Raw genomic sequence first — 20,221 nt, forward strand, 5'->3', positions numbered from 1 at the left:
TAACATTCAGGCGGCCGGCTGCATGCCGCGCTTTTGCAGCACATGCCGTTCGATGACGATGACGATTTGATAGAAGAGGACCGAGATGAGGACCGAGACCACGGCGACCGTCCAGATCATACCGTAGTCGAGATACCCTCTCGACTGGTTCAGAAGATTGCCGAGCCCGGTGCCGGTGGCGAGCCATTCGGCGATCATCACGCCCAAAAGCGCACGTGGCACGGCAAGCCGCATGGCGGCGAAGAGATAAGGCAGGGACGCCGGGATCGAGACGAGCCTGAGCTCGGTGAAGGGGCTGGCGCCATAGGCGCGCACCACATCGAGCGCCCCGCGCGAGACCATGCCGAGACCCTGCGCCAGCGTGACGAAGGCCGGGAAGAACGTGACGGAGATGGTGATCCAGAGGATGAGCGAAGGCCCGCGTCCGAGAAGCAGCACGAGAAGCGGCGTCAGCGCCACGAGCGGCATGGTCTGCGTCACCAGCGCCACCGGCATGAACGAACGGACGATGCCGGGGCGCACGACCGAGGCGAGCGCCAGCGCAAAGGCGAAGGCGAGGCCGGCGGCCATGCCGATCAGCGTCATCGGCAGCGTCTGGCCGAGTGCTGCGAGGAGGCGCGTCTGGGCCGATGTCGCTGACGGTGCCAGAAAGAGATAGTCGAAGACGCCGGCCGGTGTCTTGGCAATCATTGCCGGTGTGCCGAGAACTTTTAGCAGCAGCCACCAGACGATGAAAGGGAGCGTGATCGAGGCGAGCGTGATGGCGATTGTCGAAACAAGGCTGCCCTCGGAACGGATGCCGGGCGGCGTTGCGGCAACGGTGACGGCGCGGGTGGAGCGGGTGAGGCGGGCTTCGATAAGCGCGAAAATGCCGTAGGCGATCAGCGCCATGGCGGTGGCGGCAAGGCCGATGCCCCAGAGACGGGCGGGATCGGCGCGGCCGAGCGAGCCGATCAGATAGGCGCCGAGGCCGAAACGGCCGCCGCCGCCGAATTCCGCCAGGATCGAACCGAGCACGGCGGCCGGTGCCGCGACGCGCAGGCCGGCGAGAATGGCGGGTAGGGCGGAGCGGATTTCGACGAGGCAGAGAAGAGCTAGGCGTCCGCCGCCATAGGCGCGCACGACATCGAGCATGCGTTTGTCCGTCTGGCTGATGCCGGTGACGGTGGCGCTCATGGTGACGAAATAACAGCCGAGTGCGGCGAGCACGACCCGCGGCGTCATGCCTGAAAAGGTCAGCACCAGGATCGGGGAAATGGCGATCGGCGGCAGCGCGAAGATCGCGACATTGAGGCCGCGACCGAGGCGTGCTGCGACCGGTGAGACGGCGAAGAGGATGCCGGCGAGGATGGCGAGGCCATTGCCGATCAGGAAGCCGAGGGATGCGCCCTGGAAGGTCGCGAGGATATGTAAGGGATAATCACCGCGATCCGACCATAAGCGGATGAGGACTTCGGTCGGGGCAGGCAAAGCGCCGCCGGCGACGAGCTTGAAGCGGCCGAGGACTTCCCAGAGGGCGAGCAGAATTGCTGCGTTTCTGAGCGCGGACCAGTGGCGAAAACCGGTTTCGCTTTTGGTTGTCCCGGAAGATGCTCCAAGCGCCGTCTCAGTGGCCATCCAGCGCCTCCGCGACCTGATCTTCGAGGGCATGGAATTCCGGTGTGGTAAAAATTTCCGGCAGGCGGGGGCGGGCGAGCGGGATATCGACAACCTTGCCGATGCGGCCCGGTCGGCTTTGCATGACGACGACACGGTCGGCGAGGAAGACAGCCTCGTCTATGCCGTGGGTGACAAGCAGCGTCGTTGCGCGGTTCTTCATCCAGATGCGCTGCAGCTCGATATTCATCTGGCGGCGGAGAATCTGGTCGAGCGCGCCAAAAGGTTCGTCGAGGAACAGGACTTTCGGATCGGTGACGAGGGCACGGGCAATCGACACGCGCTGGCGCATGCCGCCTGACAGTTCGCCGGGCAGCGACTTCTCGAAGCCCTTGAGACCGACGAGGTCGATCAGGCCGTCAATCTTGGCGGTGAAATCGGAGCGTTTGCGACCGAGCACGTCGAGCGGCAGGGCGATATTGTCCTCGACACTGCGCCAGGGCATCAGGGCGGCATCCTGAAAGGCTACGCCGGTGAGGCCGGCCTTTGCCGCCTGTTGCGGTTTCATGCCGGCAACGCCGATCTCGCCCGATGTGGCGTCATCGAGGCCGAGCGCCAGACGCAGCATGGTGGACTTGCCGCAGCCGGATGGGCCGATCAGCGCGGTGAACGAGCCTGCCGGGCAATCGAGAGAAACATTGTCGAGCGCCTGAACGACAGTCCCGCGCCCCTGAAAGGAGCGCGAGACGGTTTCAAGCGTGATGCCGGTATTCGAGATCATCAAACTTCTTCGAGAACGGTGGTGTCGAAATATTCGCGCTTGGCAGTGATGCCGACGGCGGCGAGCGCCTCGATATTGGCGGCAATCGCTTCCTCGCTCATCGAGAAGATGCCGTTGGCGTTTTCGATCAGCGGCTTCTGCGCAGTGTTGAAATAGACCTCGTTTTCGATCGAACGGCCGGTGCCCTTGAACCAGGTGTCGGCAAAGGTCTTGGGGAAGGCAGCCGGGTCTGCAAGGTTTTCTTCCCAGCCCTTGCGGCTGGCCTTGAGAAAGGCAACGATTTCCTTGCGCTTGGCCTTCAGCACTTCTTCGGTGACGACGACGGTGTCGTTGAAGATGGTGAAGCCGAAGTCATAAAGCAGGAAGGAGGTTGCTTCCTCGCCGGCCTGTTTGATGGTGAAAGGCACGTTGGTGGTGAAGTCGACGGAAGCGTCGATCTCGCCCTTGATCAGCGGTGTCGGATCGTAGGCGTAAGGCACGATGTTGACCTGGGCGCGGTCGATGCCGGAAATCTTCAGCATGGCTTCGACCGAGATGACGTTGACCGGCGGCACGGCGAGCGTCTTGCCGATCAGGTCCTTCGGTTGCTTGATCGGGTTTTTCGCCAGCGAGACGATGCCGATCGGGTTCTTCTGGTACTGGGCGCCGATGATCTTGAAGGGCGCGCCCTGTTCGACGATCGCCTTGATCGTGGTGTCTGGCGTCGTCAGCGTCAGGTCGGCCTTGCCGGCGATGATCGAGCTTTCCGGGATGACGTCCGGGCCGCCGGAGAGATATTCCAGCTCAAGGCCGGCTTCCTTGTAATAACCCTTGTCGGCCGCGAGGAAATAACCGGCGAATTCGGCATCGTTGATCCACGAGGCCTGGAAGTTGAAAGGCGTGGCGGCAGAGGCCGAGCGGCCCATCATCGGCACGGTCGCGGCGGCGCCCATCAGGCCCATGAAATGGCGGCGGTTGAGGGAAAGATGCATCGGGCTGTTCCTTGTTATCGGGGTGATGGCTTAGGTAAATTCGTCAGGCGATGCCGCGCATGCGGGCAAGTTCTTTCAGTGGCGGCGTATTGACGATCTCGTCCCGCGTCAGCTGCTCCCACTTGATGCCACGGGGGCGCCGGGTGAGGCGTTCGACCGTCGAAATCCGGTTGGGTGTGGCGATGTAATCGACCTGAATATCGGTTTCGCTGGGGCTCAGTTGCTCATCGACCACCTGAACATCGTGGACGATCGCGGCGACCGGCGTCTTTTCGTCGATCAGGCCGAGATCGGTGAACATGCCCCATTCGAGATCGAAATAGGTGTGGCCCTTGCCGAAGCGGATACCATCCTTCGTCACCGCCGATGCACCGGTGGCGAGGAGGTCGAAACGGCCGATGCCGGTCAGCTCCTCAAGGCTGATGGGGCGGGCGAAATGTTCCATTCCGTCCAACCATGCCGCGAATGGGGCGGCTTCCGGCGGAACGATGCCCGGCGCCATGTAGAGAAAGCCGCGCTGCATGTTGTAGGTCGACATGACAAAGGCCTTGCCCTCGATGATCAGCCGGCGGCGCAGTTCGGTCATGGAATTGTCGGGCGTGACGAAAGCCAGCTTGCTGTCGGCAAAGGCCGGGAGGGCGACGATCCGGTCGGTCGCTTGTTCGACGCCGTCGAAATCCGGAATGAACTCGCTGAAGCTCAAGTGAAAGCGCGTGTCGGGGCGAGCGACAACCTTGAGGTTATCCCAAATTCTCTGCCGGATCACGCGTGGTTGTGCCATCATGGCCTCTGTTTCAATGTTTCATAATTGTGAAACAATAGTTTCATTGTTGCAAGAGGGGTGCTAGTCTTTTTATGCAGAGCGGCAAACCGGAGAAATCATGGCCTCGCGTCTCGTCTTGCGCATTCAGGAACGCTATCAGCGGCTGACAGCCGGAGAGCAGAAACTCGCCCAGCTGATCCTTGACCGGCAGGACGATATCCTGACCCATTCGGCGACCGAGATCGCCGAAATGGCAGGGGTTTCCAAGGCAACCGCGGCGCGATTCTTCCAGCATCTTGGCTATGCGGATTTCAACGAGGTAAAGCTGCAGGCACGCGAGGAGCGCAATCGCACGGAGCCTTACGGGTATTCGGTCACGCAATCGGAACAGGTGGCGCTGGGGCGTACGATCGGCGCGCATCTGGAACTCGAGCTGAAAAATCTGACCAAGACGTTTGAGGAAATGCGCTCCGACAAGGTGCGCGAAGCGGCCGAGCTGATTGCCGCGGCGCCAAAGGTGTGGGTGCTTGGGCTCGGCACGGAAGAGGGCGTGGCGCGATATGCGCGGCTGATGTTTTCGCGGCTGCGGCACAGTGTGATGATTCTGGGCATCAACCAGGGGTCATGGGCGGAAGATCTGGCCATGACCGGGCCGAAGGACGTGCTGCTTCTGGTGACGCTGCCGCCGCACCAGCCGATCCTCAAACCGATCCTCAGCCACGCCGCGACAAGTCGTCTCAACGTCATCACCATCACTGACCGGACTTCGATGCTGGAGGCGCAACGCTACTCGAATGTCGTGCTGCCCTGCCATGTGGCGAGCTTTGCGCTTGGCCCTTCGCATACGACGATATTGAGTACGGTGAGGCTGCTGGCGCTGACCTATGCGGCCCATTCCGGCAGGTCTGCGCAACAGCGGGCCGAGATCATATCGGCCATTCACGAGGAACTGGGCGATCTTTACTGAGCGGTCCGGTAATATTCCTGCTTCATTAAGTCCGCTGCATCCTTACCAAGATTTAATCCGCAGGACGCTGTGCTCGCTGGATTTTCGCCGTTTTGAGCGCAATATCCTCCTCCGCAGAGGCAAGGCCCTCATGGAGAACCATCGGCATGAAGAAGATCTGGATCGTGGCCTGTATTGCCGTGGTGGCCGCAGCCGGCTGGCATTTTCGAGCGCAGCTTCCCTTTCTCGATCATCTCTATCCGCAAGCTCCCGCAGATAAGACGGCTTCGACCGAGACACAGCAGGGGGGCGGCAGCAATGGCCAGCGTGGACGCGGCAACGGCCAGCCGCCGGCGGTCAAGACTATTGCCGCAGTGAAGATGACGCTGCCTCTCGATGTGACCGCGACGGGCGCAGCCGTTGCCGATGAAAACACCACGATCGCCGCGCAGCAAGCCGGAACGGTGATGTCGATCGCCGCGCATGACGGCGATGTCATCAGGGCCGGCGACCTGATCGCCAAGCTGGACGATCGTAGCCTCGTGGCCGCTCTCGACAAGGACAAGGCCCTGCTGGCGCGGGACGAAGCTTCGCTCAGAGGTGCCGAAACGGCACTTGCGCGGGCAAAGACGCTGGTCGATCGCAGTGCCGGGACACAGCAATCCGTCGACGAGGCTCAGGCGACGCGAGATACCAATGCAGCGACGGTGCAGAGCGACAAAGCCACGATCGCAGCCGATCAGGTCAATCTGGATCACACGGAAATCCGCGCGCCGTTCGACGGGCGTCTCGGCGATATCACGGTCAGTGTCGGTGCCTATCTCGGTGTAGGCTCGACCGTCGTGACGATTGCCAAATACGATCCGATCTATGTGAATTTCCATCTGCCTGAAGGCTATCTCGGCGAATTGCGCCGGGGATTTGCCGGTGGTGCAGTGGCGGTCGATGCGCTGCCGCAATGGTCTTCGAACGAGATCGTCAGCGGCGAGCTCAGTTTCTTCGACAATACGGTCGACACCGCGTCGGGAACCATTTTGGCAAAGGCGAAGTTCGACAATCCGGATGGGGCTTTGTGGCCGGGCCAGTCCGTCAACGTGACGGTGCGTTTCGGTGGCGGCGGAGAAGACATCGTCGTGCCGACGGTTGCAGTCAATCCGGGAGCCGACAGCCCCTTTGTCTATACGATCGGCGATGACAGGAAGGCCCACAAGACGTCGGTGACGATTTCCCGCGCCAATGGCAGCGACACGGCGATCACCAAAGGGATCGAGGACGGCGCGCATGTCGTGATCGAAGGGCAGTCGCAGCTTGCCGATGGGGCGACGGTCCATGAGGATTTTTCCGCTGCGAGCCGCGATACCGCCTCGGTCAATGCCGTGATTGAACTGGGAGCCAACAATTGATCCCCGAATTCTGCATCAGGCGTCCCGTCGCCACCACGCTTCTTGCCATCGGGGCCATATTGGCCGGGCTTGCCGGATATCGGATGCTGCCGGTGGCAGCCCTGCCGCAGGTGGATTTTCCGACGATCAACGTGTCCTCGTCGCTGAGCGGCGCTTCGCCTCAGACGATGGCGACGGCGGTTTCCACCCCGTTGATCAAGAAATTCGAGACCATTCCGGGCATCAGTGAAATCAGCGCGACAAACTCGCTCGGCAATTCCTCGATCGTGCTGCAGTTCGATCTGAGCCGTGATATCGATGCCGCTGCCGCCGACGTACAGGCGGCGATTTCACAGGCAAGCCGGCAGTTGCCGGACAACATGACGACGGCGCCGAGCTATCGCAAGACCAACCCAGCCGATGCGCCGGTCCTGCTTCTGACGGTGAAAAGCGACAGCCTGCCGCCGAGCAAGGTGGACGAAATTGCCGAAAACGTTATCTCGCCGACGCTTTCGACACTGCCCGGCGTTGCCGAGGTGTCGATCTTCGGGGCCAAGACCTATGCCGTTCGTGTCGAGGTCGACCCGAACAAGCTGCAGGCAAGGGGTCTCGGCGTCCAGAGCGTGACGAACGCGATCGAGGCTGCCAATAGCCAGGCACCGGTCGGCTCGCTGCAGAACGGCAGCCAGAAGCTGACGATCAATGCCGACACGCAACGCACCAATGCGCAGGAGTTCCGCTCGCTGGTGATAGCATCGCCCAACGGCGCGCCGATCCATCTTGGCGATATCGCGCGGGTAGAGGACAGTGTCGAGAACCTCGATGCGGGCAGCTGGTATGACGGCCAGTCAGCCATCGTGCTGGCCGTGCAGCGCCAGCCGGATGCCAATACGGTGGCCGTCGTCGATGCGGTGAAAGCGAAGATCCCGGCGCTGACGGCGGAGATACCGGCATCGGTCACGCTCAATGTGATGAACGATTCCTCCACGTCGATCCGCGAATCGATCTCGGACGTTCAGTTCACGCTTGGGCTGACCATCGCGCTTGTCGTGCTGGTGATCTATCTGTTCCTCGGGCGGGTTTCCGCCACGATCGTGCCGGCGCTTGCTGTGCCTCTATCGCTGATCACCACATTCGGCGCCATGTATCTGCTCGGCTACAGCATCGACAATATCTCGCTTCTGGGGCTGACACTGTCCGTCGGGCTGGTGGTCGACGATGCGATCGTGATGCTCGAAAACATCATGCGGCATATCGAGGACGGAATGCCGGTGCGGCAGGCGGCGCTGCAGGGGGCAGCGGAGGTAAGCTATACGATTATCTCGATGTCGATCTCGCTGATCGCGGTGTTTATTCCGATCCTGCTGATGGGCGGCGTGGTCGGTCGGTTGTTCAACGAATTCGGCATGGTGGTTGCGCTTGCGATCGTTGCCTCGGCCGTGGTGTCGCTGACGGTCACGCCGATGCTGGGATCGCGGATGTCGGACAGGCATCATCGGCCGAGCCTGATCGTCCGGGTGTTCGATCGCGGTTTCGAGAAGACGCTGCGCGGTTACGACCGGTCGGTTGGCTGGTGCCTGCGGCACCGGACGGTGATCATGCTGGTTTTCCTGGCCTCGGTCGGCGGTTCTCTTTATCTGTTCAAGACGCTCCCGAGCAGTTTTTTCCCGACGGAAGACATCGGCAGGCTTTCGGTTTCGACCCGTGCACGCGAAGACATTTCCTATGCGGCGATGCGCGACCTGCAGGCTCAGGTGGTGGAGGCGATCCGCGCCAACCCGGCGGTCAACCACGTGACCTCGACGGTCGGCGGCAACAGCCGAAGCCCGCTCAACAACGGCACGGTTTTTGTGGAACTGAAGGACCGGAACAGCAGGCCGCCATTGCAGCAAACCTTGCAGGAGCTGCGGCAGGCGACGGGCAAGATCGCCGGTATCCGCGCCTTCATCACGCCGCAGCAGAGCCTTCGCTTCGGCGGGCGCAGCACCGCCAGCCAGTACCAGCTCGTCGTCCAGGCCTTGAAAGTGGACGATACGAATGAATGGTCGGGCAAGCTGCAGGCCGCCATGCGGCAGGACCGGCAGCATTTTACCGACGTGACGTCCGATGCGCAGAACAACGCGATCGAGGCCGATATCAAGGTTGATACGGAAAAGGCCGCCCGTTTCGGCATTACCGACGACACGTTGCGCAAATCGCTGCAAATGGCTTTCGGTGGTTATAATGCTGCCGAAATTCAGTCGACGGGCGACAGTTACGAGGTCATCGTCGAGTTCGATACCAGCCGGCAGTGGAACGACCAGTTGCTGCAGCAGGTGCGGGTCATGTCGTCCAACGGCACGCTGGTGCCGCTGTCGAACTTCGCCCATGTGGAGCGCAAGACGGCACCGGTGACGATCAGCCAGACCGGCCAGCTCGTCTCAACGACCATTTCGTTCAACCTGCCCGACAATGTTGCGCTCAGCGATGCGACTGCGGCCATCGACCAGATCAAGGCATCGCTCGACATGCCGGCCGATGTGTTCACCTCTTACGGCGGTACGGCACAGATTTTTCAGCAGAGCCAGGGCAATACGCCACTGCTGATCCTCGCCGCCGTGCTGACCATCTATGTTGTGCTCGGGGTGCTTTACGAGAGCTTCATTCATCCGCTGACAATTCTTTCCGGCTTGCCGGCCGCGGCATTCGGCGCGCTTCTGGCACTGAAACTGTTCGGCTTCGACCTTTCGATCATCGCGCTGATAGGCCTTCTGATGCTGATCGGCATCGTCAAGAAGAACGCCATCATGATGATAGACGTGGCGGTGGAGACGATGCGGGAGAAAGGCGAAAGTGCTGCGGCCGCGATCCATGAGGCAAGCGTGCGGCGTTTCCGTCCGATCATGATGACGACATTCTGCGCGCTGCTCGGTGCATTGCCGATCGCCATCGGCGGCGGCGCTTCGTCGGAGCTTCGCCAGCCATTGGGTGTAGCCGTGGTTGGTGGCCTGATCGTTAGTCAGGCGTTGACGCTGTTCATTACGCCGGTGATTTTTGTCGAAATGGACCGTTTCGGCCGGTTCCTCAGCCGCCTCGGCCGCCGCAAGGACGAGGAGCGGACCGAGAGCAATGACGATCATCGTCCGGCAATCGCGGCGGAGTGATGGTAGTGCCTATCTGAGGAAACGCCGGAAGCGGCGCAGTGCCATCCAGAACAGGACCGAGCCGATGACCAGCAGCGCCAGCAGTTGTGGCCAGACCACATCGAGCTGCGCGCCGCGGAACAGCACGGCCTGGGCGAGGATGACGAAATGCGTGTTGGGGGCGAGAAGCATGATGTACTGGATGATATCCGGCATGCTTTCACGCGGCGTCATCGCGCCTGAGAGGACCTGAAGCGGCAGAAGCACGAGGATCAGCAGCAGGCCGAATTGCGGCATGGAACCTGCGACCGTTGCCAGAAATATGCCCATGGAGGTGGTGGCAAACAGGAACAGCGCCGTGCCGAGGAGGAAGACTGCCGCCGATCCCTCGATCGGGATTGACAGCAGGCCTTTCACCACGACGAAAAGAGCAAAGCTCGAGGCGAGCAGCACGACGAGGCCCATCGACCAGATCTTGCTGATCATGATTTCCGTCGGCGTGACCGGCATGACGAGCAGATGCTCGATCGTGCCATGTTCGCGTTCGCGAATGAGGGCAGCACCGGTCAGGACGATCGACAGCATGGTGATCGAGGTGATGATATTGGTGATCGAGCCGAACCAGGACTTGTCGAGCGACGGGTTGAACCGTGCCCGGAGCGTCAGGTCGACGGGGACGCTGCTTGCGCCGCGGTATCGATCGAGGAATTCGCTGACCTCATTTCCAACGATGGTCTGGATGTAGCCGTTTCCGCTGAAGGCCTGGCTCATGCGGGTCGCATCGACATTGAGCTGGATGACCGGCTGCTGATTGGCCAGCACATCGCGCTGGAAATCCGGTGGGATGTTGAGCGCGAATGTGTCGAGCCCGGCATCCATGCGGCTGTCCATTTCGGCAATCGAGATCTGTTTCGGGGGTACGAAATAGGGAGGCATGAAGGCGGTGCTGATGCGGCTGGAGAGCGGCGACTGGTCTTCGTCGACGATGGCGACGGCTGCATTGTTCAGCGTTTCCGGCATGGCGCTGGAGCCGGTATAGATCTGCAGGCTGAAGGCGTAGACGATCAGCAGCAAAAGCATCGGATCGCGGGCGAGGCCGCGCAACTCCTTGAGGCCGAGTTGGAAGATGTTGGACGAGAACATGGTCAGCTCTCCTGCTTCTTGAGAAGCACCGCGCCGAGCGCTGCCAATATCGGGATGGCGATCAGCAGGGGTACGAAGGATCCGGCAAGACCGGCAAAATCCAGCGCCTTGGAGAATGTGCCGCGCGATATCGTCATGAAATAGCTGGTCGGATAGATCTGTCCGATGAAAGCACCGGCCCCCTGCAGCGACGAGACCGGGTCGGTCATGCCGGAATATTGCGTAGCCGGGATCAGCGTCAGCAGCGCGGTGCCGAAGATGGCGGCGATCTGGCTCGACATGAAGGTCGACATCAATATGCCGATCGAGGTGGCGATGATCACGTAGAGAAGGGCAGCCGTCGCATAGGTGATGAAACTGCCGGTGAAGGGCACGCGAAAAATCAGCGTGGCGAAGGCGACCAGCAGAAGAAAATTCAGCATGCCGAGCACGATGTAAGGCAGCTGCTTGCCGAATAGGAATTCCAGCCGTGTCACCGGCGTGACGTAGAGATTGATGATCGAGCCCAGTTCCTTCTCCCGTACGACGCTGAGGGCTGAGAGCATGGCGGGGATGAGGATCAACAGAAGCGGAATGACCGCCGGCACCATGGCAACGAGGCTTTTGACGTCCGGATTGTAACGGAAGCGGGTTTCGATGGAGAACGTCCCTTGCGTGGCCGCCGACCCATAAACCTCGTTTGCCTTGCGGTTCAGCCAGTTGGCGTGCATGCCCTGGACATAACCGCTGACGGTTTCCGCCCGTTGCGGCATAGCACCGTCGATCCAGGCGCCGATCTCGACAGTGTCGCCGCGCAGCACGTTGCGGCCGAAGCCGGGCGGTATCTCGATCGCAAGGCTGATCTCGCCCTCCCGCATCCGCTTGTCCATATCGGCATAATCGCGGATCGGCTCCTTTTCGATGAAATAACGGGAGCCGGCGATATCCAGCACATAGTCGCGGCTGATGGTGCTGTCGTCGCGGTCGAGCACGGCGAAGGTCAGGTCCTCGACATCCATGTTGATGCCGTAACCGATGACGAACATGAGGATGACACTGCCGAGAACGGCGAGCGTGGCGCGGATCGGGTCGCGCTGGAGTTCGAGCGTTTCGCGCCTTGTGTAACTGAACATACGACGGAAATCGAAAAAACGGCGTTTCTTCGGGGAATGGGTGTCGTGCGGGAGGACTGGTGCGATCGGAACGGCCGTTTCAGCTTTCTTTTCAGACGGCGCGATGCCGGAGGCTTCTTCTAGATAGGCGATGAAGGCGTCTTCGAGCGTCGCGGCATTTCTGCTCCTGGCGATCCCGGCTGGCGTATCGCTGATCAGCACCTTGCCGGCATGCATCAGCGAGATGCGGTCACAGCGTTCCGCCTCGTTCATGAAATGGGTGGAGATGAAAATGGTGACATTGTCCTTGCGCGACAGGTCGGCAAGGATCTGCCAGAAGGCGTCGCGGGCGATGGGATCGACGCCGGAGGTCGGTTCGTCGAGGATCAGCACGTCGGGGGCGTGGATCATCGCCACCGCAAGCGACAGGCGCTGGCGGATGCCGAGCGGCAGACCGTCGGGCAACGTTTCCATCACGTCGGCCAGGCCGAAGCGGCTGGCCATCTCGTCGATCCGCGCCGGGATTTTTTCCTCCGGCAGCTTGAACAGGCGGGCATGCAGATCGAGGTTCTGGCGGACAGTCAGTTCGCTGTAGAGCGAAAAGGCCTGGCTCATGTAGCCGACGCGGCGGCGCACCGCCATGTCGCTCGCATCGACCGTGCGGCCAAAAAGTTTTGCCTCGCCTTCGCTGGCGGCAAGGAGGCCGGTCAGCATCTTCATCGTTGTCGACTTGCCGCAGCCGTTGGAGCCGAGGAAACCGAATATTTCGCCGCGCGGAATTTTAAAGCTGACATTGTCGACCGCGGTGAAACTGCCGAAACGCATGCTGAGATGGCTCGCCTCGATGGCATAGTCTTCCGTCCCTCCATGCTCGCGCGGCGGGATGACGACATCCACATGGCCGCGCCGTTCTGCCTCTGGCAGGAGGGCGATGAAGGCGGCATCGAGATTGCCGGTGCCTGTACGTGATAGCAGTTCGGCCGGTGTGCCGGTATCGAGTACCTTGCCAGCATTCATCGCCACCAGCCAGTCGAAACCGGCTGCCTCTTCCATATAGGCGGTAGCGACGATGACGCTCATGCCTGGGCGGCCGGCGCGGATCGTATCGATCAACTCCCAGAACTGCCGCCGGGAAAGGGGATCGACGCCGGTCGTCGGTTCGTCGAGGATCAGAAGATCGGGATCGTGGATCAGGGCGCAGCAGAGGCCGAGTTTCTGTTTCATGCCGCCGGAGAGTTTGGCCGCCGGTCGGTCCGCGAAGGGGCCTAGGCCGGTGCTTTCCAGCAGTTCCTTGATGCGGGCCTCGCGCTCGGCCTTGTCCTGGCCGAACAGGCGGGCGAAAAAATCGACATTCTCGAAGACCGACAGCGTCGGATAGAGGTTCTTGCCGAGCCCTTGCGGCATATAGGCGATCTTCGGGCAGGTCGTGTCGCGATGGCGGGCATCGGACATGTCTCCGCCGAGCACTTCGACCTTGCCCTTCTGGATCGCGCGGGCACCCGAGACGAGCGACAACAGGCTCGACTTGCCGACACCATCCGGCCCGATCAGGCCGACCATGCAGCCGGACGGGATGTCTAGCGAAACGCCGTCGAGCGCGATCGTCTTTTTGTAGGCAAGCGATACCTGCTGCAACCGGACTACCGGCTTGGGGCTTTCGGTCGAGACTTCTGTCTTGGCGGCGTCCATCTCGGCGCCGTCACTTCACGAGGTTGCGTTCAAGATTTTCGGGCCATGTGGCCTGCGGATCGAGCCGGACATAGGCCATGCCAGGCAGGCCCGTCTTGACGTATTGGATGTATTTCTGGAGCAGTTCCTGCGGGATCTGCGCGCGGACCCGGAAGGTGAGTTTTTGCCGCTCTTCCTCCGTCTCGACCGTCTTCGGGGTGAACTGCGCAACATCGGCGACAAAAGAGACCTTGGCGGGGATGGTGTATTGCGGCGCTGCGTCGAGGACGATGCGGACGTCGGAGCCGATCGAGGTCTGGCCGGCTTGCGCCGTCGGCAGGAAGAAAGTCATGTAGACGTCGCCGAGATCGACAAGATTGAGCACGCGGCCGCCGGCCGACAGTACTTCGCCGGACTGTGCGACGCGATACTGGACCCGGCCGTCCCGCGGCGAGGTCAGCGTGCTGTCGGCGATATCTGTGTCGACGCTATCGATCTGGGCCTTCGCGGCATCGACGGACGCTTCAGCATCGACAACCTGAGCTTTGGCTGCGTTTATCGCGGCGTCCGATGCCGCAAGCGATGCTTCCGCGGAGGCGAGCGTGGCACGCGCTGCCTGTTCGGCCGCCTCGCTGTCATCGACCACCTGCTGCGAGACGGTGTTGTTGGCGAGCAGTTGGCGCGAGCGGGCATTGGTCTTCTGAGCCGAATCAAGCTGTGCCTTGCGCTGTTCGATGACGGCAAGGGCGGATTTCCGTTCGGCCTCCCGCTGGGCGACGAGGCTGTGGGCAGTATCTACGGAGATTTCGGCGCGGCGTAGCTGCGCTTGCGCCTGACGTTTGCCGGCTTCCAGCTGGGCCGTGTCCATCTGTGCCAGAACCTGGCCGGCCTTGACGAAATCGCCCTCGCGAACCAGCAGTTCCTTCAGGCGGCCCGCCGTCTTGGTGGAGATGTCGATTTCGACGGCCTCGATCCGGCCATTGCTGGAGGTGAAGCCGATTGGCAGATCGTCACTGCGGAAGACTGTCCAGGCGTAATATCCGCAAGCAATTACAACGACGGCGATTACGCCCCAGATCCATCTTCTTGCGGACTTCGCCATCACTACCCCCTAAGCAATTGCAATCATTCGCGTCAGAGTAATCTTATCGCGAAACGTTGAATTGACCATGGTCAATGCAACTTTTTGCCGAAGGTGAAAGGCGACCAGTCAGGATGGTTGAACACCCCGTACGAAAACGTCGATACAGCGCCGCAGATGACGGTTGCGATCCTCCCGGTTTTTCCAGTCGCGGCTTGCCGGTCCGACGAGGCCGCCGAACAACAGATCCATCAGCATTCGGGCACCGCTCAATGTGTCATCGATCGCAATTTTTTTTCGGGCCACCTGGATGTCGAGCCATTCGGCGAGGAAGCCGCGTGATCGCTCCATACCTTCGCGGCGCAGGATGTCTCCGAGTTCAGGCACCTGCGCCGATTCCTGCATGACGAAAAAGATGAAAGCTTCGCGCTCGCGTTCGGCTGCCTCGTCAATGTCGATCATGAAGATATCTTGTAGCGCCTCATCAATCGGCCTGTCTTCTTCTTCCGGACGGGGGAGGGCCAGCATCATTCGGCGATGCGAGCCGACGACCGCCAGGAAAAGATCCGCCTTGCTTTCGAACACCCGGTAGATCGTCTGCTTGGAGATATGACATCGCGCCGCCACGATATCGGTCGTGGTACCGCGGTAACCGAGTTCGACGAAGGTGCGCCGCGCCTCGTCGACGATCGCCTTGCGTCGCTCGTCGTCGCTCTGCGTTTTCGGGCGCCCTCTTGAGCGCTTCATCTCGGACATGGCGTCATTTCTCCTTCAACCGCTATCTGGCAGTATCAGGCCCACACGATCAGGCAAGAGCTGCCACCGGATCAAGTCGCGAGGCGTTGCGCGCAGGAAGATATCCAAAGGCAATGCCGATGAAACAGGAGGAAACAACGGCCAGCACAATCGGCGCCGCCGTAAACACGAGACTGAAGCTTGAACCGAACAGGCTGAATGTGAAACCGAACAGAAGGGCAAGTGCTACCCCGAGCACGCCGCCGATCAGGCAGACGAGAACCGCCTCGATCAGGAATTGTTGCAGGATATCCTGCCGTCTGGCGCCGACGGCCATGCGCACGCCGATCTCGCTCACCCGTTCCGATACCGAAACGAGCATGATGTTCATTACCCCGATGCCACCGACGATCAGTGAGATGACCGCGATTGCGCCGATTAGCAGTGTCATGGTCTGGGTCGTGCTGGTGATCGTCTGGCGGATATCGTCGGTATTGAGGACAAAGAAGTCCTTGGTGCCGTGGCGGCCGGTGAGGAAGGTGGTTACCGTCTGTTCAGCGACGCTTGTGTCGGCGTCGTCGCTGATCCTGAGTGTGATGCTGCGCAAAGATTGATCGCCGGTGAAACGGGTCTGCACGCTCGTATAGGGCATGTAGATGGAGAGATTGTCGCTGGAGCCGAAACCGCCCTGCTGCGACGAAATCACGCCGATCACCCGCGACGGGACGCTGCCGGCCAGAAAAACCTGGCCGATCGCCTGGGTGGTGTCGCCGCCGAACAGGGTTTTGGCAGTATTTTCGTCGATGACCGCATCCTGCTCCATGGCCTGCACGCCGGCATCGTCGAAGAAACGTCCGGCGACGAGCTTGGAGCCTTTGACTTCGAAATATTTGCTGCCGACGCCGTTGACCAGGGCATTGGCCTCGATTGCGCCGAAACGGGCGGTGGTGCTGGTCGAAACCGTCGGTGTCGCGGCGGCGACGTAGGAGAGTTTTGCCAAGGCGTCGGCATCGGACACCAGCAGTGTCTTGACCCTGCCGGACCGCATGTCGCCGAAACCGGTACCGGGAAACACTTCCAACGTATTGGTGCCGAGGCTGCTGATGTTTGCCAAGACCTTCTGCTGGCTGCCGGTGCCGAGTGCAACGACCGAGATGACTGAGGCGATGCCGATGATGATGCCGAGCATGGTGAGGAATGAGCGCATGCGATGCGCCTTCAGCGCCTTGCAGGCCATCAAAAACGCTTCGCGAAAGCGATCAAGGCCCGCACCGACGCGGTTTGCCGGTGCCGCGTGCCGGAGCTCCGGCTGATGGACCTGCGGCTGGTGCGCCGCCGAGCGCGTGTCGGAAATGATCCGGCCGTCGGAGATTTCGATGATGCGCTCGGCCCGTGCCGCCACTGTCGCATCATGGGTGACGATGATGATCGTCCGGCCCTCGGCATGCAGCTCGTCGAGGATACGCAGCACTTCCTCGCCGCTCGCCTTGTCGAGTGCGCCGGTCGGTTCGTCGGCGAGAATTACATCGGCATCGTTCATCAGCGCGCGGGCGATCGACACACGCTGCTGCTGGCCGCCGGAAAGGTGGCCCGGACGGTGTTCGGTACGATCCGCCATACCGAGGCGTCCGAGAAGGGCGGCCGCCCTTTCGCGTCGCTGGCTTCGGTCGCGGCCCGCATAAACTGCGGGAATCTCGACATTGGAGAGCGCCGATATCTCGTCCAGCAGATGATAGCGCTGGAAGATGAAGCCGAAATGCTCGCGTCTGAGCGCCGAACGGTCGTCATTGTCGAGGGTGGACGTCTCGCGGCCGGAAATCTTGTATGTGCCGGCGCTCGGCCGGTCGAGCAGGCCGAGAATGTTCATCAGCGTCGACTTGCCGGAGCCGGAGGCGCCGATGATCGCGACCATCTCGCCGCGCTCGATCGTCAGGTCGACGTCTTTCAGCACGGTGATCGTGCCGTCGCCGGAGGCATAGTCACGGCGCAGGCCGGCGAGCGAAATCAAGGGTTCTGTCATCGTCTCGCTCCCGTCAGAACATCGGCGGGCCGCCCGGACTGCGGCGGCTGGATGTGGCGGCCGTAGTGGCGGAGGCTTCGCCGATCACCACCCGTTCGCCCTCTTCGAGACCGGATTTCACTTCGGCGGCGATCTTGTTGTTGAGGCCGATCTCGACCTTGCGCATCGCGATCCTGCCGTCCTTTTCGACGCGCACTTGGGAGGCGCCGGTCGCGGCGGTTTCCGGTAAGGCGGAGGAGGGGATCGTGAGCACTTCCGTCGCCGAGCCGAGGATGATGTTGACCTCGGCGGACATGTATGTGCGGAAACGGCCATCGTCATTGGGGATGTCGAAGACGCCGATGTAATAGATGGCCGAGGAGGAGGTTGAGGACGAAGAAGATGAGGAGCCGGTGCTGGAGGTCGCGACGCTGCTGTCGTCGACGATCGATTCCGGAGCGGGTTCGATTGCCGTCAAGGTAGCGTCATATGACTTGGCCCGGTCGCCGATGACATTGAATCTTACCTTCTGTCCGGCTTCGACGCGGGTGATATCGGCCTCGGAAATCTCGGCGCGCACCGTCATCCGGGTCAGATCGCCGAGGGCGACGATGGTGGGCGCCGACTGGGTGGCGTTGACCGTGCGGCCTTCCTGGTTGACGATTGCCAGAACCGTTCCATCCATCGGGGCGCTGATGCGGGTGTAGCCGACATCCGCCTGTGCCGTCTCTACCGCGACTTCGGCCTCGGTGATCTGTGCGTCAAGTGCCTCGATCTGGGCGGTGACGACTTTCACTTCGGCTTCAGCCGACTGCAGATCGGCGCGCGAACCGGCCTGTTTTTCATAGATGGCCTGTTGGCGCGCCAACGTCAGTTCGGCATTTTCCAGCTCGGCGACGCGCTCGTTGCGTTGTGCCTGAACATTTGCGAGCGCCGCCTTTGATGTTCTCAGGGCATTATCCTGCGTAGTGGAATCGATCAGGGCAATCAGATCACCGGCCTTCACTGTGTCCCCGACCGCAACCTTCAGCGAGGTGATGCGGCCGGAGGCCTGCGAGCCGACGGCGACCAGTCGGGACGGTTTCAGCGTGCCTGTGGCCAGCACCGTCGATTCCACATTGCCGCGCGTCACCGGCGTGGTGATCGTTGCCGGACCGGAGGCTGACGACGACAGCGTAAAGGCCGCAGCGGTGCCGATGATAACAAGTGCAATGAGCAGAATTGGCAGGACCGTCTTGAGACGCATAAGATACTCAATCTTTCTAAAACCGATGAGTACCGATATTGTTTGTCAGCGGTGGCCTGTCAACGTGGTGAACATTAAATGATGTTTAGAGTCGCGAGGAGCATCGTCTGTGTCTGCTCCCAGTTCGTGACTGCTCAACTTCGCAACTGCTGATTATCAAAACTACGTTAGATCGGTAGATAATCGTTGCTGGGACATGGCCGACCATGTTCGACTGGATATCAGCCTGACAGGCTTCGCTTAGTCGGCTCGGGAGTTATTTTAAGTAATTGAATTTATATAATTTTTTTACTTTAAAATTTGTCTTTATCCGCGTGGGCGGTAACGACGCATGTTGCGGCAGGGGGCGAGAGCTCTTCCCGGTTGAGCAATTCTGGCATGAAGTGATATGCCGCCACTCAACCACAATGATGTTTGAAATCAACTTGCCATAATTTATATACGTATTAGTTTGTATGTAAATTTTCTCCCCTTTCAGTTGGAGCTTTCCGATGCAAAAGACGCCGCTGCGCGCTCTCGCACTATTGTCTGGTCTCGCATTTCTGGCCGGTTGCCAGCAGGAGCAGCAAGAGCAGGCCAAGCAAGCGCCGCCGCCAATGCCGGTCGGGATCGTCACGATTTCTGCGGAAGCTCTCCCAATCATCAACGAATTGCCGGGACGTATTGCACCGACCAGGCTGGCGGAAGTTCGGCCCCGCGTTTCCGGTATAATCGTCGAGCGGGTGTTCGAACAGGGTTCGCATGTAAACGAAGGTGATGTGCTTTACCGCATCGATCCTGCGCCTTTCCAGGTTCAGGTCGATAGCGCCGAAGCAACTCTGGCGCGGGCCAAGGCCGGACAGCTGCAGGCACGTCAGACCGCCGACCGCCAGCAGCAGCTTCGCCGCTCCAATGTCGGCTCGCAGCAGGAATTCGACAATGCCATCGGTGTGCTTGCGCAGGCGGATGCCGATGTCGCAGTGGCAAACGCCGGCCTTGCTCAAGCGCGCCTCAATTTCCAGTACTCGCATGTAACGGCACCGATCAGCGGCCGGATCGGCCGCGCACTGATCACCGAAGGCGCGCTGGTCAGTACCACGAGCACAGAGAACCTTGCGACCATTCAGCAGCTTGATCCGATCTATGCCGACTTCACCCAGCCTGCGGCGGATCTGATCCGTTTGCGCAAGGCCCTGCAGGACGGCAAGCTTCTGACTGGAGACAACGAGGCCGAGGTGAAGTTGCTTCTCGATGATGGCACGCCCTATCCTCAGTCGGGTCGCCTTCTTTTCTCCGAAGCCGCTGTCGACGAGACCACTGGGCAGGTGACATTGCGCGGCGAGTTCCCCAATCCGGACGGCGATCTGCTGCCGGGCATGTATGTGCGCGTACAGATCCAGCAGGGTGTCGAGAAGCAGGCCTTTGCCGTGCCTCAGCAGGCGGTCCAGCGTGATCCAGGCGGCCAGGCAAGCGTGCTTATCGTCGGCGAGGGCAACAAGGTCGAGCAGCGTCGTGTCAACGTCGGTCGTTCGCTGGGTGATCGCTGGGTGATCTCGCAGGGCCTGAAAGAAGGCGACAAGGTCATCGCTGATGGCTTCCAGAAGACCGCTCCCGGCGCAACCGTCCAGCCGCAGCCGTGGAGCCCGGAAAAGCCGGCAGCGGATCAGGCGGCCGGCGCTGCGCCAGCTGCACCCGCAGCGCAAAAGTAAGGATCCGAT

General features: G+C 61.0%; 14 protein-coding genes. 4 read left to right on the plus strand and 10 right to left on the minus strand.

What is annotated here, in order from left to right:
- Nucleotides 1-6: 6 nt before the first annotated feature.
- Genes FHP24_RS14085 through FHP24_RS14100 form a run of 4 tightly spaced genes read right to left on the minus strand, consistent with a single transcriptional unit; the run spans nucleotide 7 to nucleotide 4,129 of the window.
- Complete coding sequence (locus tag FHP24_RS14085) at nucleotides 7-1,617, minus strand: ABC transporter permease (RefSeq protein ID WP_139676812.1); 1,611 nt, start codon at nucleotides 1,615-1,617, stop codon at nucleotides 7-9.
- Complete coding sequence (locus tag FHP24_RS14090) at nucleotides 1,607-2,377, minus strand: ABC transporter ATP-binding protein (protein ID WP_139676813.1); 771 nt, start codon at nucleotides 2,375-2,377, stop codon at nucleotides 1,607-1,609. Before FHP24_RS14090 ends, FHP24_RS14085 begins: the two co-directional genes overlap by 11 nt.
- A complete protein-coding gene (locus FHP24_RS14095) occupies nucleotides 2,377-3,348 on the minus strand; it encodes an ABC transporter substrate-binding protein (RefSeq protein ID WP_139676814.1) in 972 nt (323 codons plus the stop codon). The genes FHP24_RS14090 and FHP24_RS14095 overlap by 1 nt, the downstream gene beginning before the upstream one ends.
- Nucleotides 3,349-3,391: 43 nt before the next feature.
- Complete coding sequence (locus FHP24_RS14100; protein ID WP_139676983.1) at nucleotides 3,392-4,129, minus strand: 5-formyltetrahydrofolate cyclo-ligase; 738 nt, start codon at nucleotides 4,127-4,129, stop codon at nucleotides 3,392-3,394.
- Nucleotides 4,130-4,229: 100 nt separating this feature from the next.
- Between FHP24_RS14100 and FHP24_RS14105 the strand changes: the two genes are divergently transcribed.
- The 3 genes from FHP24_RS14105 to FHP24_RS14115 all read left to right on the plus strand — a co-directional run bounded on the left by FHP24_RS14105 (nucleotide 4,230) and on the right by FHP24_RS14115 (nucleotide 9,582).
- Nucleotides 4,230-5,078, plus strand: coding sequence for a MurR/RpiR family transcriptional regulator (locus FHP24_RS14105; RefSeq protein ID WP_139676815.1), 849 nt, complete (start codon nucleotides 4,230-4,232; stop codon nucleotides 5,076-5,078).
- Between the two features lie 146 nt (nucleotides 5,079-5,224).
- On the plus strand, nucleotides 5,225-6,460 hold the full coding sequence (locus FHP24_RS14110) for an efflux RND transporter periplasmic adaptor subunit (protein ID WP_139676816.1): 1,236 nt from the start codon (nucleotides 5,225-5,227) through the stop codon (nucleotides 6,458-6,460).
- Nucleotides 6,457-9,582: an efflux RND transporter permease subunit gene (locus FHP24_RS14115; protein ID WP_139676817.1), complete on the plus strand. Its 3,126-nt coding sequence runs from the start codon at nucleotides 6,457-6,459 to the stop codon at nucleotides 9,580-9,582. The genes FHP24_RS14110 and FHP24_RS14115 overlap by 4 nt, the downstream gene beginning before the upstream one ends.
- 9 nt (nucleotides 9,583-9,591) lie before the next feature.
- On the opposite strand, the gene FHP24_RS14120 is transcribed toward FHP24_RS14115, so the two are convergent.
- From FHP24_RS14120 to FHP24_RS14145, 6 genes are all read right to left on the minus strand, one after another.
- On the minus strand, nucleotides 9,592-10,704 hold the full coding sequence (locus tag FHP24_RS14120) for an ABC transporter permease (protein WP_180355994.1): 1,113 nt from the start codon (nucleotides 10,702-10,704) through the stop codon (nucleotides 9,592-9,594).
- A gap of 2 nt (nucleotides 10,705-10,706) precedes the next feature.
- On the minus strand, nucleotides 10,707-13,484 hold the full coding sequence (gene rbbA, locus FHP24_RS14125) for a ribosome-associated ATPase/putative transporter RbbA (RefSeq protein WP_139676819.1): 2,778 nt from the start codon (nucleotides 13,482-13,484) through the stop codon (nucleotides 10,707-10,709).
- Nucleotides 13,485-13,494: 10 nt separating this feature from the next.
- Nucleotides 13,495-14,565 (minus strand): HlyD family secretion protein, encoded by a 1,071-nt coding sequence (locus tag FHP24_RS14130; protein WP_139676820.1) that lies wholly within the window; start codon nucleotides 14,563-14,565, stop codon nucleotides 13,495-13,497.
- A 108-nt stretch (nucleotides 14,566-14,673) separates the two neighbouring features.
- Nucleotides 14,674-15,300 carry a TetR/AcrR family transcriptional regulator gene (locus FHP24_RS14135; protein WP_139676821.1) on the minus strand — a complete coding sequence of 209 codons (627 nt, stop codon included), beginning with the start codon at nucleotides 15,298-15,300 and terminating at the stop codon, nucleotides 14,674-14,676.
- A gap of 49 nt (nucleotides 15,301-15,349) precedes the next feature.
- A complete protein-coding gene (locus FHP24_RS14140) occupies nucleotides 15,350-17,299 on the minus strand; it encodes a MacB family efflux pump subunit (protein ID WP_139676822.1) in 1,950 nt (649 codons plus the stop codon).
- Between the two features lie 13 nt (nucleotides 17,300-17,312).
- Nucleotides 17,313-18,524 (minus strand): efflux RND transporter periplasmic adaptor subunit, encoded by a 1,212-nt coding sequence (locus FHP24_RS14145; protein ID WP_139676823.1) that lies wholly within the window; start codon nucleotides 18,522-18,524, stop codon nucleotides 17,313-17,315.
- A gap of 491 nt (nucleotides 18,525-19,015) precedes the next feature.
- Here FHP24_RS14145 and FHP24_RS14150 point away from each other — a divergent pair, with 491 nt between their 5' ends.
- A complete protein-coding gene (locus FHP24_RS14150) occupies nucleotides 19,016-20,212 on the plus strand; it encodes an efflux RND transporter periplasmic adaptor subunit (protein WP_139676824.1) in 1,197 nt (398 codons plus the stop codon).
- Nucleotides 20,213-20,221 lie beyond the last annotated feature (9 nt).

Source organism: Aliirhizobium smilacinae, from assembly GCF_006335145.1.
GTDB classification, from domain to species: domain Bacteria; phylum Pseudomonadota; class Alphaproteobacteria; order Rhizobiales; family Rhizobiaceae; genus Neorhizobium; species Neorhizobium smilacinae.

Coding starts and splice junctions, on each gene's coding strand:
- FHP24_RS14085 (WP_139676812.1), bottom strand. CDS start 1,617: ATGGCCACTGAGACGGCGCTTGGAGCATCTTCCGGGACAACCAAAAGC.
- FHP24_RS14090 (WP_139676813.1), bottom strand. CDS start 2,377: ATGATCTCGAATACCGGCATCACGCTTGAAACCGTCTCGCGCTCCTTT.
- FHP24_RS14095 (WP_139676814.1), bottom strand. CDS start 3,348: ATGCATCTTTCCCTCAACCGCCGCCATTTCATGGGCCTGATGGGCGCC.
- FHP24_RS14100 (WP_139676983.1), bottom strand. CDS start 4,129: ATGGCACAACCACGCGTGATCCGGCAGAGAATTTGGGATAACCTCAAG.
- FHP24_RS14105 (WP_139676815.1), top strand. CDS start 4,230: ATGGCCTCGCGTCTCGTCTTGCGCATTCAGGAACGCTATCAGCGGCTG.
- FHP24_RS14110 (WP_139676816.1), top strand. CDS start 5,225: ATGAAGAAGATCTGGATCGTGGCCTGTATTGCCGTGGTGGCCGCAGCC.
- FHP24_RS14120 (WP_180355994.1), bottom strand. CDS start 10,704: ATGTTCTCGTCCAACATCTTCCAACTCGGCCTCAAGGAGTTGCGCGGC.
- rbbA (WP_139676819.1), bottom strand. CDS start 13,484: ATGGACGCCGCCAAGACAGAAGTCTCGACCGAAAGCCCCAAGCCGGTA.
- FHP24_RS14130 (WP_139676820.1), bottom strand. CDS start 14,565: ATGGCGAAGTCCGCAAGAAGATGGATCTGGGGCGTAATCGCCGTCGTT.
- FHP24_RS14135 (WP_139676821.1), bottom strand. CDS start 15,300: ATGTCCGAGATGAAGCGCTCAAGAGGGCGCCCGAAAACGCAGAGCGAC.
- FHP24_RS14140 (WP_139676822.1), bottom strand. CDS start 17,299: ATGACAGAACCCTTGATTTCGCTCGCCGGCCTGCGCCGTGACTATGCC.
- FHP24_RS14145 (WP_139676823.1), bottom strand. CDS start 18,524: ATGCGTCTCAAGACGGTCCTGCCAATTCTGCTCATTGCACTTGTTATC.
- FHP24_RS14150 (WP_139676824.1), top strand. CDS start 19,016: ATGCAAAAGACGCCGCTGCGCGCTCTCGCACTATTGTCTGGTCTCGCA.